13 protein-coding genes are annotated in these 12,986 nt (G+C 72.5%); 5 read left to right on the forward strand and 8 right to left on the reverse strand.

Annotation, left to right across the window (positions count from 1 at the left end; translation table 11 throughout):
- Positions 1-167: 167 nt before the first annotated feature.
- A complete protein-coding gene (locus CNQ36_RS01785) occupies positions 168-515 on the forward strand; it encodes a hypothetical protein (RefSeq protein ID WP_121544642.1) in 348 nt (115 codons plus the stop codon).
- A 171-nt stretch (positions 516-686) separates the two neighbouring features.
- Positions 687-902 (forward strand): hypothetical protein, encoded by a 216-nt coding sequence (locus tag CNQ36_RS01790; RefSeq protein ID WP_040908036.1) that lies wholly within the window; start codon positions 687-689, stop codon positions 900-902.
- Between the two features lie 45 nt (positions 903-947).
- Here CNQ36_RS01790 and CNQ36_RS01795 read toward each other — a convergent pair whose 3' ends face one another.
- Together CNQ36_RS01795 and CNQ36_RS01800 are read right to left on the reverse strand one after the other, a co-directional pair.
- Entirely contained in the window at positions 948-1,421 is a 474-nt protein-coding gene (locus CNQ36_RS01795; RefSeq protein WP_121544643.1) for a DUF4396 domain-containing protein, read from the reverse strand.
- A 103-nt stretch (positions 1,422-1,524) separates the two neighbouring features.
- Complete coding sequence (locus CNQ36_RS01800; protein ID WP_121544644.1) at positions 1,525-2,520, reverse strand: aldo/keto reductase; 996 nt, start codon at positions 2,518-2,520, stop codon at positions 1,525-1,527.
- A 127-nt stretch (positions 2,521-2,647) separates the two neighbouring features.
- Here CNQ36_RS01800 and CNQ36_RS01805 point away from each other — a divergent pair, with 127 nt between their 5' ends.
- Positions 2,648-3,508 (forward strand): helix-turn-helix domain-containing protein, encoded by an 861-nt coding sequence (locus tag CNQ36_RS01805; RefSeq protein WP_121544645.1) that lies wholly within the window; start codon positions 2,648-2,650, stop codon positions 3,506-3,508.
- An 84-nt stretch (positions 3,509-3,592) separates the two neighbouring features.
- Here CNQ36_RS01805 and CNQ36_RS01810 read toward each other — a convergent pair whose 3' ends face one another.
- Positions 3,593-4,204: a DUF998 domain-containing protein gene (locus CNQ36_RS01810; RefSeq protein WP_004936101.1), complete on the reverse strand. Its 612-nt coding sequence runs from the start codon at positions 4,202-4,204 to the stop codon at positions 3,593-3,595.
- A 115-nt stretch (positions 4,205-4,319) separates the two neighbouring features.
- Here CNQ36_RS01810 and CNQ36_RS01815 point away from each other — a divergent pair, with 115 nt between their 5' ends.
- The gene (locus CNQ36_RS01815; RefSeq protein ID WP_121544646.1) at positions 4,320-5,150 is read left to right on the forward strand and encodes an alpha/beta fold hydrolase; all 831 of its coding nucleotides are present in this window, start codon (positions 4,320-4,322) and stop codon (positions 5,148-5,150) included.
- A gap of 28 nt (positions 5,151-5,178) precedes the next feature.
- On the opposite strand, the gene CNQ36_RS01820 is transcribed toward CNQ36_RS01815, so the two are convergent.
- From CNQ36_RS01820 to CNQ36_RS01840, 5 genes are all read right to left on the reverse strand, one after another.
- A complete protein-coding gene (locus tag CNQ36_RS01820; RefSeq protein WP_121544647.1) occupies positions 5,179-6,369 on the reverse strand; it encodes an MFS transporter in 1,191 nt (396 codons plus the stop codon).
- Between the two features lie 54 nt (positions 6,370-6,423).
- Entirely contained in the window at positions 6,424-7,368 is a 945-nt protein-coding gene (locus CNQ36_RS01825; protein WP_121544648.1) for a carbohydrate ABC transporter permease, read from the reverse strand.
- 1 nt (position 7,369) lies between these two features.
- Positions 7,370-8,302, reverse strand: a complete 933-nt coding sequence (locus tag CNQ36_RS01830) for a carbohydrate ABC transporter permease (RefSeq protein WP_121544649.1) — start codon at positions 8,300-8,302, stop codon at positions 7,370-7,372.
- Between the two features lie 22 nt (positions 8,303-8,324).
- Positions 8,325-9,695, reverse strand: a complete 1,371-nt coding sequence (locus CNQ36_RS01835) for an extracellular solute-binding protein (RefSeq protein WP_084828291.1) — start codon at positions 9,693-9,695, stop codon at positions 8,325-8,327.
- A 108-nt stretch (positions 9,696-9,803) separates the two neighbouring features.
- Positions 9,804-11,630, reverse strand: coding sequence for a glycoside hydrolase family 2 protein (locus tag CNQ36_RS01840; RefSeq protein ID WP_121544650.1), 1,827 nt, complete (start codon positions 11,628-11,630; stop codon positions 9,804-9,806).
- 175 nt (positions 11,631-11,805) lie between these two features.
- Between CNQ36_RS01840 and CNQ36_RS01845 the strand changes: the two genes are divergently transcribed.
- Complete coding sequence (locus tag CNQ36_RS01845) at positions 11,806-12,819, forward strand: LacI family DNA-binding transcriptional regulator (protein ID WP_004936082.1); 1,014 nt, start codon at positions 11,806-11,808, stop codon at positions 12,817-12,819.
- The last annotated feature ends 167 nt before the right edge of the window (positions 12,820-12,986 follow it).

The following is a 12,986-nucleotide window of genomic DNA, read 5'->3' on the forward strand; positions in this document are numbered from 1 at the left end:
CGTCCGGGCAGGTCGGCGCGTGGGACGTCCCACGGTGTCCCGGCCGGCCCGGCGTCGCTGGCCGTGCCCCGGAATGGCCAGCAATCTCAGTAGGGCCGAGCCGGACGGAGCGGGCCGCTCCACCGCCGCCCGCACCGTCCTCCAGCCACTACCGACAAGGGGAAGTCATGAACGCGTTCACCTCGTTCGCCGCCGCCACGACCGCGGCGGCGGTTCTCGCCATCGGACTCGCCGGCGGCGCCACGGCCGCCGGTCACACGCCCGCCGCGCACGACGGCGTGACCGGGCGGGCCGCCGCCGCCGGAACCGCGCCCGCGTGCATCGAGCGCACGAGCGTCACCAACAAGCCCGAGGGCGGCGTGCGGGTCCACCTGCGCAACTTCTGCGGCAGGACCATGCACGTCAAGGTGGTCGTCAAGAACTGGTCGGACAGCGGGTGCAAGTCCATGCCGAACGGGTCCGGCTGGCTCTTCCAGACCGTCGGCGGCCGGTACGACCGGACCGTGGTCTGCTGAGCGGGGCGGCGGGAGCGGCTGACGCCCCGCCGCCTGCCGTGGCCCCGGGCTGCCGTGAACCGGCTCCCGGGGCCATCAGGGTGGTCACAGGCCGTGTCGGGAGGCCGTCCCCGGTCCGGCTGGCCATCCTGGGTCGGGAGCGGCCCCCTTCCGAGCGACAAGGAGCACGGCATGCCCACGGACCCGGTCGGACGATTCCTCACGGCGCTGGACCCGGAGCACCGGGACGCCGTCAGCGGCAGACCGCGCGCCGAGCAGGAGCAGCTCGCGGCGGCCTGGGAGCGGGAGCTGGAGGCCGACTCCGAACTCGACTCCCTCGACGAGCTGTCCCCGCCCGCGGCGGAGGCCGAGGCGGCCCGCCGCGTCCTCGAACGCGAGAAGGGCTAGCCCGCGTCCGTACCGCGCGTGCTCCCGGTCGCCTCGCGGCCGGGATCAGTGGTGGGCGTGGGCGACGGCATGTCCCTTGCCCCGGCCGATCATCCACTTGTTCACCGGCGTGGTGATCAGGAACGCCACGGCGAAGCCGCCGAGCAGCGCCGACCAGAAGAGGCCGTCCGACAGCTGCGCCTCCATCGCGCCCGGCGTCAGGGCGATGATCGCGTTGTCGACCAGCTCCATCACCGCGATGGAGACCGTGTCGGCGGCCAGTGCCACCTTGACCGCGGCCCGGAGGGACAGGCCGGCGCGCATCACGGCGAAGAGCGTGAAGGAGTAGCCGAAGACGAAGGCCAGGGCGATCGCGAGGATCATGGTCGGCACGTTGCCCCACAGCAGGGCGGTGCCGATGACCATGCCGAGGATCTCGCCGACGGCACACCCGGTGAGGCAGTGCAGCGTCGCCTTCATGGCCGTCGCCCAGGTCGCGTGGCCGTGCCCGGTCGCGGCGTGATGTGTGCTGTGGTCCATCGCCTCGTCCCCAATCGTCGTCCGGTGCGGCCGGTGGCGGCCCGCACCGGACAACATATACCCCCTAGGGGTATATTCCCAGTTGTCTGCGGCGGCGCTCGGCTCAGTTCCCGACGCCGAGGTGGGACATGAACGCGGGCGGGTACCGGTCGCCACGCGCCGCACCCGGCGGGACCGCCTTCTCGATCACGGCGAGGTCGTCCGGGGTGAGGGCCAGATCCAGCGCCGGCAGCGCCTCCGCCAGGCGCGCGCGGGTGCGCGCGCCGACCAGCGGCACGATGTCCTCGCCCTGGGCGGCCACCCAGGCGATGACCAGCTGGGCCACCGTGCACCCCTTCGCCCCGGCGATCCGGCGCAGCGCTTCGACGAGGGCGAGGTTGTGTTCCACGTTGCCGCTCGCGAACCGGGGGCTGACCGCGCGGTGGTCGCCGGGGCCGGCGCTGTGCCCGGCGGTCCAGTGCCCGGAGATCAGGCCGCGGCCGAGGACGCCGTACGCGGTCAGGCCGATGCCGAGTTCCCGCAGCGCGGGCAGCACGTCCGCCTCCACGGAACGGGAGATCAGCGAGTACTCCATCTGCAGGTCGGTCACCGGGTGTACGGCGTGCGCCCGGCGGATCGTCTCCGCGTCGACCTCCGAGAGGCCGAGATGCCGCACGTGTCCGGCCTCGATCAGCTCCTTGATCGCGCCCACCGTCTCCTCGATCGGCACCGCCGGGTCCAGCCGGGCGGGGCGGTAGATGTCGATGTGGTCGGTGCCGAGGCGGGTCAGCGAGTAGGCCAGGAAGCTCCGCACCGCCTCCGGGCGGCCGTCGTAGCCGCCGAAGACCGGACGCGGTCCGCTCAGCATGCCGAACTTGACGCTCAGCCGGTAGCTGTCCCGGTCGCGGCCGCGCAGCGCCTCGGCGAGCAGCAGCTCGTTGTGGCCCATCGCGTAGAAGTCGCCCGTGTCGAACAGCGTGACGCCGGCCTCCAGCGCCGCGTGCACGGTGGCGATGCTCTCCTTGCGGTCGGCCGCTCCGTAGGCACCGGACATGCCCATCGCCCCCAGGCCCAGCGCGGAGACGGCGGGACCCTCGCTGCCCAGCGTGCGTGTGTGCATCGTGTCTCTCCCTCGTGGTCGGTCTGTCACCCACCCTGTGCGGGGCGGCCGGCCGGCGGAAGCGGAGCGTTCATCATGGGAGCGCCGCTCCCTGGATGGGCGCGGCCGCGCAAGGGACCATGAGGTCATGGAACGTGAGGAACTCGCCGACTTCCTGCGCCGCCGCCGCAAGGGCATCCGCCCCGCCGAGGTCGGCATCACCGACGGCCCCCGTCGCCGCACCCCGGGACTGCGCCGGGAAGAGGTCGCGATGCTGGCGGGCATGTCGGTGGACTACGTCGTACGGCTCGAGCAGGGCCGCAGCAGTCAGCCCTCGGCGCAGTTGCTCGTCGCGCTGGCCCGTGCGCTGCGTCTTTCCGACGACGAGCGCGACCACCTGTTCCACCTGGCGGGTCACCGGCCCCCGCCCGCCGACGGGGTGGCCCGGCCGGCCCGGGCGGGTCTGGTGCGCCTGCTCGACCTGCTCGGCGACGCGCCGGCCATGGTGCTGTCCGACCTGGGCGAGGTGCTCGCCCAGAACCGCGCGTCCGTCCTGCTGGCGGGCGACCTCACCGGTTTCACCGGCGACCGGCGCTACGTCGTGTACCGCTGGTTCACCGACCCGGGCACCCGCGCCGTCCATGTGCCCGAGGAGCGGGACCACCACGCTCGCTGGCTCGTGGCCGACCTGCGCGCGGCAGCCGGGCGCAGGTCGGGCGACCCCACGGTCACCGGACTAGTGGACCGGTTGCGGGCAGCGAGCTCCGACTTCCGCGCGCTGTGGGCGGAGCACGAAGTGGCTGTCCGGCGCGCCGACCGCAAGACCTTCCTGCACCCACGGGTGGGCCGCCTGCGGATGGACTGCGAGACCCTGGTGACCCTCGACCAGCGGCAGCAACTGCTGGTACTCACCCCGGCGGACGCCGGGGCCCGCGAACGTCTGGAGCTGCTGCGCGTACTGGGCAGCGAGGAGTTCCCCCTGGGGGCGCCCGGCGCACCCGGGCCGTGAAACCGGCGGCCCCGACGAAGCGGTCGAGGCGGGTTCGGTCACCTGGCAGAGGCCGCCAGCCCGCCCTCGGCTCATCGGCGCCGGTCAGTCCTGCCGGGGCGCGGGCCACCGGGCGCCGTCGCCGAAGTGACGGAGGCACGAGGTGACCACCACGAAGGGCCACACGGACTGGAGGGCCGTCACCACGCGCTCCGCGACGCCGGCCGGGCCGTCGCGGTGCACCTCCACGAGGAACCATGCCGCGCCCGCGACCATCAGGGCGGTCGCCATGGCCGACGGCGCGGGCCGCAGGGCCCAGGGAGCGGTGCCGCCGGCGGCGGCCAGGACCGGCCACAGGGCCAGGAGCGCGAAGCCGACGGCGGCGACAGAGCCATGGCGCAGCGATCCTCCGCTGCTCGGCACCGGGAGCAGCGCCACCACCAGCGCCGCCAGGCCGCCCCCGGCCAGCGCGACGCGTCCCGCCGTCGCCGCCGCGCGCAGCCCCCAGGCGGTGAGCAGATGACACGCGCCCAGGGCGAGGAGCGCCCCGGTCATCACCCAGGATCCCGCGGCGCCGTAGGCGGCCAGCACGCTGATCGTCTGGGTGGCGGGGTCGTAGGCGGGGCCCTCCAGCGAAGCGGCGATCATCCAGCCGCTGATCAGCAGCACGGGCGCGCACCCCGACGACAGCAGGACCCATCTGGGAACAAGCAACATCGAACCACCATAGAACGCACCCGAACGTACTTCAGCGGGCATTCCGGAGATGAGGCGCACAGGGCACGCGCGTAGGGTGATTGCCGTCGGTCAGGTTCACGCGGAGGGATCATCCATGGGCACGATCACCACCCCCGACGGTACGACGATCTTCTACAAGGACTGGGGTCCGCGCGACGGTCAGCCGATCGTCTTCCACCACGGCTGGCCGCTCAGCGCGGACGACTGGGACAACCAGATGCTGTTCTTCCTGTCCCACGGCCATCGCGTGATCGCGCACGACCGGCGCGGTCACGGACGTTCCAGCCAGACCCCGTCCGGCCACGACATGGACACCTACGCCGCCGACGTGGCGGCGCTGGCCGGCGCCCTCGATCTGCGGGACGCCGTGCACGTCGGGCACTCGACCGGCGGCGGCGAGGTCGCGCGCTACGTCGCCCGGGCCGAGCCGGGCCGGGTCGCCAAGGCGGTGCTGGTCGGCGCGGTCCCGCCGGTCATGGTCAAGTCCGAGTCCAATCCCGGCGGTCTGCCGATCGAGGTCTTCGACGGGTTCCGCGCGGCCCTGGCCGCCAACCGCGCGCAGTTCTTCATCGATGTGCCGTCCGGCCCGTTCTACGGGTTCAACCGGCCCGGCGCGGAGGTCTCCCAGGGGCTGATCGACAACTGGTGGCGGCAGGGGATGATGGGCGCGGCCAACGCCCACTACGAGTGCATCAAGGCGTTCTCGGAGACCGACTTCACCGAGGACCTCAGGAAGATCGACGTTCCGGTCCTCGTGGCGCACGGCACCGACGACCAGGTGGTGCCCTACGAGGACTCCGCGCCGTTGACCGCCGAGCTGCTCAAGAACGCGACCCTGAAGTCGTACGAGGGATATCCGCACGGCATGCTGTCGACCCACCCGGACGTCCTCAACGCCGACATCCTCGCCTTCGTGCGGTCGTAGCGGGGCCGTTCTCCGGCCGGTCCGGCGGTCAGGTGGCCGCCGGCACCGGCCGGCGCAGGAGGTAGGCCGCCGCGGCCACGACGAGGGCTCCCATGCAGGCGATGAACACCAGCCCCGCGCCCTCCAGGCCCATCGGGCCGGTCAGCAGGCCCACCCCGATGACCGGCACCGAGATGCCCAGGTACGCCACCACGAACAGCGTCGAGATCACCGCCGCCCGCCGGTCCTCCGGGGACGCCTCGCCCACCGCGGTGAGCGCCCCCCGGAACGCGAGCCCCTGGCCGAACCCTCCGGTGAGGGCGCTCAGCACCACCAGCGCCAGCAGATTCCCGTACAACGCGCCCGCGAGCAGGGCCAGTCCGGCGAGGAGCCCGGCGCAGCCCAGCGGCAGCGAGCGGCGCACCGGGACCCGGCCGGCGGTCAGCTGCCCTCCGATCGACGCGAAGAACGCCAGCGCCACGACCAGCCCGCTCACGGCGTGGTCGGTCACCTGGAGGGACTCCGCGAGGAACGCGGGGCTGACGGAGGTGAACACGCCGAACAGCGCGAATCCGACGAACGACGCGGTGGCCGCGGGCCCGAACACCGGCCGCACCGGAGCGGGCACCCCGGGCCGCTGCGGTCGTACGGTGCTCAGCGGGCGGCGCTCCCGCACGGTCTCCGGGAGCCACAACAGGACAGCGGACGAGCAGGCCACCAGGGCGAGGTGCACGCCGAACGGCAGGTACAGCGGCCAGGGCGCGTACTGGGCGAGCACCCCGGCGAGCAGCGGACCGCAGCCGAGGCCGCCCATGTTGACGGCGGTGGCGACGAACGTGGCCCGCGAGTCACCGGCCCGCGGCGCCGCTTCCATGACGTACGCCGTGGCGGCCCCGGTGAAGAGTCCGGCGGAGAGCCCCGACAGCAGCCGCCCGGCGTACAGCCAGCCCAGGCCGGTGGCCAGCAGGAAGCAGCCGGCGCTCGCGGCCGCGCAGCCCAGTCCCCACTGCAGTACGGGACGCCTGCCCACGGCGTCCGAGGCGTTGCCCGCCAGCAGCAGCACGCCGATGACGGCGAAGGCGTACACGGCGTACACCACGGTGACCGTCAGCTCGGAGAAGCCGAACTTCTGCTGGTACAGGGGGTAGAGCGGGGTCGGCAGCGTGGTGCCGGTCATGCACACCCCGAACACCGCACCGCCGAGCAGACACACCCGCCATCCGCGGCGATCACCGGCCATGGTCCGACGCTAACGCCTCGCCCGGCCGCGGTCCCCCGCGGCACGCCACCGGGGTCACTGACCGCCCAGGCCGGTGGTGGCCACCGACTTCACGATGTGCCGCTGGAAGAAGACGAACACCAGCACGAGAGGCAGCGCGGCCAGCACCGAGGACGCCATCGTCTGGGCGTAGTTGACGCCGTAGGCGTCCTTCACGGCGGTGATGCCGACCGGCAGGGTCATCAGTGCCGGGTCGGACGTCGACACGAACGGCCACATGAAGTTGTTCCAGGCTCCGATGAACACGAAGATCGACACCGCGGCGAGCATGGGGCGGGACAGCGGCATCATCACCGACCAGAAGACCCGCGCGTGGCCGGCGCCGTCGATGCGGGCGGCCTCCTCCAGCTCCCGCGGGATGGTGTCGAAGTGCTTCTTCAGGATGAAGACCATCACCGGCGCGACCGTCTGCGGCAGGATCACCGCCGCGTAGGTGTCCACCAGGTTCAGGGTGAGCATCTGCTGGAACCAGGGGACGATCAGCAGCTGCGGCGGCACCAGGATCGACGCCACGACGACGGTGAACAGCCATCGGCGGCCGCGGAAGAGGGTACGGGAGAAGGCGTAGCCGGCCATCGCCGACACGGTCACGGTGACGACGGTGACGGCCGCGGCGATGAAGAGGCTGTTCAGCATCCACAGCGGCAGGTCGCCGCGCTCGATCACGGTGCGGAAGCCGTGCAGGGTGAAGCCGCCCCGCGGCCAGATCCAGTGCAGCGGATCGCTGGCGTCCTGCTCGGACTTGAACGCCGTGAGCACCGCCCAGGCCATCGGCAGCAGCCAGATCAGCGCCATCACCGCGAGTGCCGCGAGGGCCAGGGTGCGGGAGAGCCGGCTCGCGCCGAGGGTGAGGTTGGGGCCGCGCCGCTCGCCCGGCCTGTCGCGGTGGGCCCGGCGCGCGGCGGGGAGCGGGGAGACCGTGCGGCGCGCGGGCCGTGTCCGGACGTCGGTGAAGGTCATGTCACTTCTCCCTGCGGCGAAGGGCGACGAACTGCACGGCGGAGGCGAGGACGACGAGGGCGAAGAAGACGTAGCTGATGGCGGAGGCGTAGCCGAGCCGGTAGCCGGTGAAGCCCATGTCGTAGAGGTACTCGACGACGGGCCGGGTGGAGCCGTTGGGCCCGCCCTTGGTGAGCAGGTACACCTGGTCGAAGACCTTCAGCGAGGCGAGGATCTGCAGCACCGTGACCACGCCGATGATGCGCCGCAGCTGCGGGAGCGTCACATGCCACAGCCGCCGCCAGGCGCCCGCTCCGTCCAGCGCGGCCGCCTCGTAGAGATGGTCGGGCACGGCTTGCAGCGCGGCCAGGAACAGCAGGAAGTTGAAGCCGACGGTCCACCACACGGTGGCGATCACGATGGCGTACAGGGCGACGGACTCGTCGCTCAGCCAGGCGTAGCCGTCCAGTCCGACCGCCTGCAGGAGGTGGTTGTAGAGGCCGAGGTCCGGCTGGTAGAGCCAGAGCCACAGCAGACCGATCACACCGACCGGCAGCAGGTACGGTGCGAAGAACGCGAGCCGCCACACCCACTGTCCGGGCAGCCCGGTGTACACCAGCAGGGCCATGGTGAGGGCGACAGCCACCAGCGGCACGGTGGAGACGACGGTGAACCACACGGTGTGCCACATGGCGCGCCACATCTCGGCGTCGCCCAGGGCCTCCGTGTAGTTGTCCAGCCCGATGAAGGACGCGTCGCGGGCGGCCAGCGAGGTGTCGGTGAGGCTCATCCAGACGCCGTGCACCAGGGGCCACACCATGAAGAGGGCGAACAGGACGAGGAACGGCAGGGCGAAGAGCAGCCCCGGGGGGAGGGCACGGCGCAGCGCGGCGCCGGGCCCCGTGGCGGTCCGGCCGGACGGCGGCCCGCCGGGGGAAGCGAGTGGAGTGGACATCTGCTGCCTCCTTCGCGGCGGCTCAGGCCGGACTGGGCTGGGACAGGGCGGTGTTGATCCGCTCGACCATGGCGCGGGCCGCCCGGTCGGGCGCCAGGCCGTCGAGCATCGACTGCTGGAGCACCTGCGACATGGAGTTCTGGAAGTCGGATCCGGCTCCGGCGAACCAGACGGCCGGGTCGAGCACCACGTGGCCGGCCGCCGCCGCGTACCGCGCCTGCGGCTCCAGGCGGGCGTAGTCACGGGTGCGGGTCACCGGCTGGTACGCCGGGATGTGGCCGGCCTTCGCCCAGATGTGACCGGCCTTGAGGATCGCGGCCACCGCCTGGTGGGTGCGCCTGCGGTGCGCCTCGTCGGGGTCGGGGCGCCGCGGCAGGACGAAGGAGTGGGAGTCGGCGTAGACCGCCGGAGTGCCGAACACCGTGGGGAAGGGCGCTGCCCCGACCTTCGGATCGGCGGCCCGGAAGGTGCCGAGCTCCCACTCGCCGGAGAGGATCATCGCGCTCTGCCCGTTGGTGAAGTGGGCGAGGGCCGCCGGGTAGTCGAGGCGGCGGGGGTTGGCGCGTCCGTCGACCAGTTTCTGCATGAAGGCGATGACCTCGGTCATCGCGTCGACGTTCGCCGTGACGGTGCCGCCGGCGGGCAGGTCGAAGTCGTTGCCGGTCTGCCGGTAGAGCCCGTAGAACAACCGCCAGCCCTGCGCCGTGTCGTTGACGTAGCCGAAGGCGATGCCCTGCTTGCCTGAGGCCCTGGCCAGTTCCCGGCCGGCCTCGAGGAACCGCTCGGGAGTGGAGAAGGCGTCCTGGTCGAGGCTTCCGTCACCGGTCAGCAGCCCGGCCTCGCGGGCGGGGTCCGGGTGGAAGAAGACGATGAACGGGTGGGTGTCCAGCGGTACGGCGAACGTCCGGCCCCGGTACTGGGTGCGGCCCCAGACCGCCTCGGCGAAGTCCTTCTCGTCGACGCCGAACTCGGCGAGCAGCCCGGTGTCCCAGGGGTCGAGGAGTCCCAGCGGCGCGTATCCCGCGAGGCGGGACATGTGGGAGACGGCGACGTCCGGGCCGCGCCCGCCGGCCGAGGCCATGGCGAGCTTGGTGTAGTAGGGCGTGCCCCATTCCAGCACGGTCCGCTCGACGCGGGTGCCCGGCATGTCCGGCCGCGCGCTCTCGATCAGTTCGTCGAGCAGGGCGCCGTCGGCGCCGCTGAACAGGTCCCACATGCGGACGGTGCGCGGGTCCGGGGAGGCCGCGGCGGAACCGCAGCCGGCGAGGGCCCCGCCGCCGAGGAGTACGGCGGCGGAGGCCAGCGAGGCCCGTAGCAGACCTCGTCGGGATGGGGCGGCTCGGTCACCTCCCGGCCTGGCGGAGGCGGCCCGTGGGCCAGGCAGGTCGACCATGGCACTCCCTTTCTGTGCATCGATGTACGTCACCGGCGGACGCCGCGGGCGACTGCCGTGGGCTCGGTGACCCGGTTCCGGTCGTCCGCCGGCCCGGGCCCGGTGCCGTCAGCCGCCGGACTCGCAGGCGGCCCTGCGCTGCTGGGTGCCGCGCAGTACGGCGGTGTCGAACTTCTCGGCGCGGTCGAAGCCGTAGACGCCGTTGCGCTCCTGGAAGACGTCGGTGAGCTGCGTGTAGCAGTAGCCGAACATGTCAGGGTCGTCGAGCAGGACGTCGATCAGGCCGGTGAAGCGGGTCAGGAACTCCTCGGCGGTGCGCGGCCGTTCGCCGTACCCCCAGGACGTTCCCCGCTCGTCGCCCGCCGCGGTCGCGGCCACGGCGGCGTCCCACCAGATCCCGCCGAACTCACTGCAGAAGTAGGGCTGTCCGCGGTAGGGGACGGACCAGTCACGGCCGTCGGGGGCGGTGTTGACGTACGGGCGGTCCTCGGCGAGTCCGGCCATGGTCCGGGCGAAGACCTCCGGGTCCTGCTCGTAGGAGTGCGAGTCGTAGACGTCGGTCTCGGGCACACGGTGGGCGTAGCCGGAGGCGTCGATCACCGGGCGGCTCGGGTCGGCCTGCTTGGTGGCCAGGAACATCGCCCGGGTCACGTCGTCGAGCGGGGTGATCCGGTCGTGCAGGTTCTGGTACGTCTCGTTCAGCGGGCACCAGCCGATGACCGAGGGGTGCGAGTGGTCGCGTTCCAGGGCTTCCAGCCACTGGGCGACGTAACTGGCGTCGGGGCGCTGGTTGTCGTCGCGGACGCCGGTCTCGCAGCCCCAGTCGCCGAACTCGCCCCACACCAGGTAGCCGAGCCGGTCGGCGTGGTACAGGTAACGCTCCTCGAACACCTTCTGGTGCAGCCGGGCGCCGTTGAAGCCGGCCCGCAGACCCAGTTCGATGTCGCGGGCCAGGTCGGCGTCGGTGGGGGCGGTCATCAGGCCGTCCGGGTAGTACCCCTGGTCGAGGACCAGCCGCTGGAACACCGGCTCGCCGTTGAGCAGGACCCGCTTGCCGTGGATGGCGACCGACCGCAGCCCCGCGTAGGACGTCGCCTCGTCGACCACGCCGCCCGTCACGTCGAGGATCTGCAGCCGCAGTCCGTACAGGTGCGGGTCGGCCGGCGACCAGGTGCGCACCCGGTCCTCGGGCACGGTGAGCACCAGCCGGGGGCACAGGTCGAGGTCGGCCCGGGCGGAGGCGGACACGACCTCGCCGTGTTCGTCGGAGAGGACCGCCCGCACCCGGTGTCCGGGCAGGTTGCCGGTGACCGGGAGGTCGATGTGGAAGGAGTGCGAACCCAGGTCGGGGGTGATCCGCGGGCGCTTGAGGCGGACGGCGGCCGGCACCGGCTCGAGCCACACCGTCTGCCAGATGCCGGTGGTCCGGGTGTAATGGCAGTGCGTGTTGGCGTACCAGGTCGCCTGCTTCCCGCGGGCCTGCGGGCCGTGCCGGGTGTCGCGGGCGCGGACCACGATCACGGCCTCCTCGCCGGGCTCGGCCGCCCCGCGCAGTTCCGCGGTGAAGGGGGTGAAGCCGCCGCGGTGGCGGGCCACCTCGGTGCCGTTGACCCAGACGGTGGCGTCGTGGTCCACCGCGCCGAAGTGCAGCAGCACGTCGTGGCCGGACCACTCGGCGGGGACGGTCACCGTGCGCCGGTACCAGACGGCCTCCAGGAAGTCCGTGTCGCCGATCCCCGACAGCTCGGACTCGGGGCAGAAGGGCACGAGGATCTCGTCCGCGAGGTCGCGGTCGCGCAGTCCGCGCTCCAGTCCACTGTCCCCGCGGTCCGTCTCGAACTGCCAGCGACCGTTCAGGTTCAGCCACGCCTCGCGGACGAACTGGGGCCGGGGGTACTCCGGACGCGGGACGTCTAGGGGCAGGGGCGTGCTCATGCTGCTCCTCATCACTGCTGGTGCGCTGCGTACGGGGTCATGCGACCATACGATTACATCGATGTAAATGGTGGCGGCGAAAAGTTTTCGACGGCATGATTCACGCCGCCCCGGCCGGGTCCGGCGCGGCTGCCGTTACGATCCCGGAGGCAGCGGCAGGGACGAGAAGGGAAGCATGGGCAGGCCCAGGATCAAGGACGTGGCGGAGTACGCCGGCGTCTCACCGAAGACGGTGTCGAACGTCCTCAACGACTACGAGCACGTCTCGGAACAGACCCGGACCGCCGTGCGGGAGGCCATCGACGCGCTGGGCTACCGGGTCAACATCGCCGGACGGCAGCTGCGCAGGGGCCGCACGGGCATGATCGCGCTGGCCGTGCCGGACCTGGACGTCGCCTACTTCGCCGAGCTGGCCCGCAACGTCATGGCGGAGAGCGAACGCCGGGGCTGCACCACGCTCCTGGTCGAGACCGGCGGGCGGCGCGAGAAGGAACTGGCCGCGGTGCGGGGTTTCGACGCCCAGTTCACCGACGGCGTCATCCTGTCGCCGCTCGATCTGCGGCCCCCCGACCTGGCCGACCGCGACACCCGGCTGCCGCTGGTGCTGCTCGGCGAGTGCAACCCGCCCGGCAGCGCCGACCATGTGGCCATCGACAACGTGGCGGCGGCGCGGGAGGCGACCGAGCACCTGCTGTCGCGCGGGCGCCGGCGCATCGCGGTGATCGGCGGCGACCTGAGCGGGGCGCGGGACACCAGCAGGCTGCGCACCCTGGGCCACCAGGAGGCTCTGGCCGCGGCCGGGGTCGCCCTGCGCGACGAACTGATCCTTCCGGTACCCGCGTTCCGGTGGGCCGACGGCGCCGCCGCCGCCCGCGCCCTGCTGCGGCTGCCGGAGCCGCCGGACGCGCTGCTCTGCCTCAACGACCACCTCGCGCTGGGCGCGGTGCGGGCCCTGCACGAGGCCGGCCGGTCGGTTCCCGGGGACCTGGACGTGGTCGGCTTCGACGACATCGAGGCCACCCGGTTCAGCATCCCCACCCTCACCACCGTCGCCCCCGACAAGCGGGGCATCGCCCGGCGGGCGGTGGAGCTGCTGCTGGACCGGATCGCCGCGGACGGGGCCGGCGGTCCGGCGGTCGACGAGACGGCGGGGCACCGGCTGCTCGTGCGGGAGAGCTCGGGAGGATGAGGTCCGCCCGACCCGTCAGGTCCGCCCGGCACCGTCAGGTCCGCCCGGTCACGGCCGGACGGCGCCGCGGCCGTCCGGCCCGGTGAGGGCCGTGGGGGCGTCCACGACGCGTCCACTCCCCCGCCTTGTCAGTGTCACGAGACGGCGTGTATAACGTTGTAAAACTT

Origin of the sequence: Streptomyces fungicidicus (assembly GCF_003665435.1) — a bacterium.
Taxonomy (GTDB): domain Bacteria; phylum Actinomycetota; class Actinomycetes; order Streptomycetales; family Streptomycetaceae; genus Streptomyces; species Streptomyces fungicidicus.

What these genes read in the sequence shown, in the direction of transcription:
- CNQ36_RS01785 (WP_121544642.1), top strand. Translation starts at nt 168, where the DNA reads ATGAACGCGTTCACCTCGTTCGCCGCCGCCACGACCGCGGCGGCGGTT.
- CNQ36_RS01790 (WP_040908036.1), top strand. Translation starts at nt 687, where the DNA reads ATGCCCACGGACCCGGTCGGACGATTCCTCACGGCGCTGGACCCGGAG.
- CNQ36_RS01795 (WP_121544643.1), bottom strand. Translation starts at nt 1,421, where the DNA reads ATGGACCACAGCACACATCACGCCGCGACCGGGCACGGCCACGCGACC.
- CNQ36_RS01800 (WP_121544644.1), bottom strand. Translation starts at nt 2,520, where the DNA reads ATGCACACACGCACGCTGGGCAGCGAGGGTCCCGCCGTCTCCGCGCTG.
- CNQ36_RS01805 (WP_121544645.1), top strand. Translation starts at nt 2,648, where the DNA reads ATGGAACGTGAGGAACTCGCCGACTTCCTGCGCCGCCGCCGCAAGGGC.
- CNQ36_RS01810 (WP_004936101.1), bottom strand. Translation starts at nt 4,204, where the DNA reads ATGTTGCTTGTTCCCAGATGGGTCCTGCTGTCGTCGGGGTGCGCGCCC.
- CNQ36_RS01815 (WP_121544646.1), top strand. Translation starts at nt 4,320, where the DNA reads ATGGGCACGATCACCACCCCCGACGGTACGACGATCTTCTACAAGGAC.
- CNQ36_RS01820 (WP_121544647.1), bottom strand. Translation starts at nt 6,369, where the DNA reads ATGGCCGGTGATCGCCGCGGATGGCGGGTGTGTCTGCTCGGCGGTGCG.
- CNQ36_RS01825 (WP_121544648.1), bottom strand. Translation starts at nt 7,368, where the DNA reads ATGACCTTCACCGACGTCCGGACACGGCCCGCGCGCCGCACGGTCTCC.
- CNQ36_RS01830 (WP_121544649.1), bottom strand. Translation starts at nt 8,302, where the DNA reads ATGTCCACTCCACTCGCTTCCCCCGGCGGGCCGCCGTCCGGCCGGACC.
- CNQ36_RS01835 (WP_084828291.1), bottom strand. Translation starts at nt 9,695, where the DNA reads ATGGTCGACCTGCCTGGCCCACGGGCCGCCTCCGCCAGGCCGGGAGGT.
- CNQ36_RS01840 (WP_121544650.1), bottom strand. Translation starts at nt 11,630, where the DNA reads ATGAGCACGCCCCTGCCCCTAGACGTCCCGCGTCCGGAGTACCCCCGG.
- CNQ36_RS01845 (WP_004936082.1), top strand. Translation starts at nt 11,806, where the DNA reads ATGGGCAGGCCCAGGATCAAGGACGTGGCGGAGTACGCCGGCGTCTCA.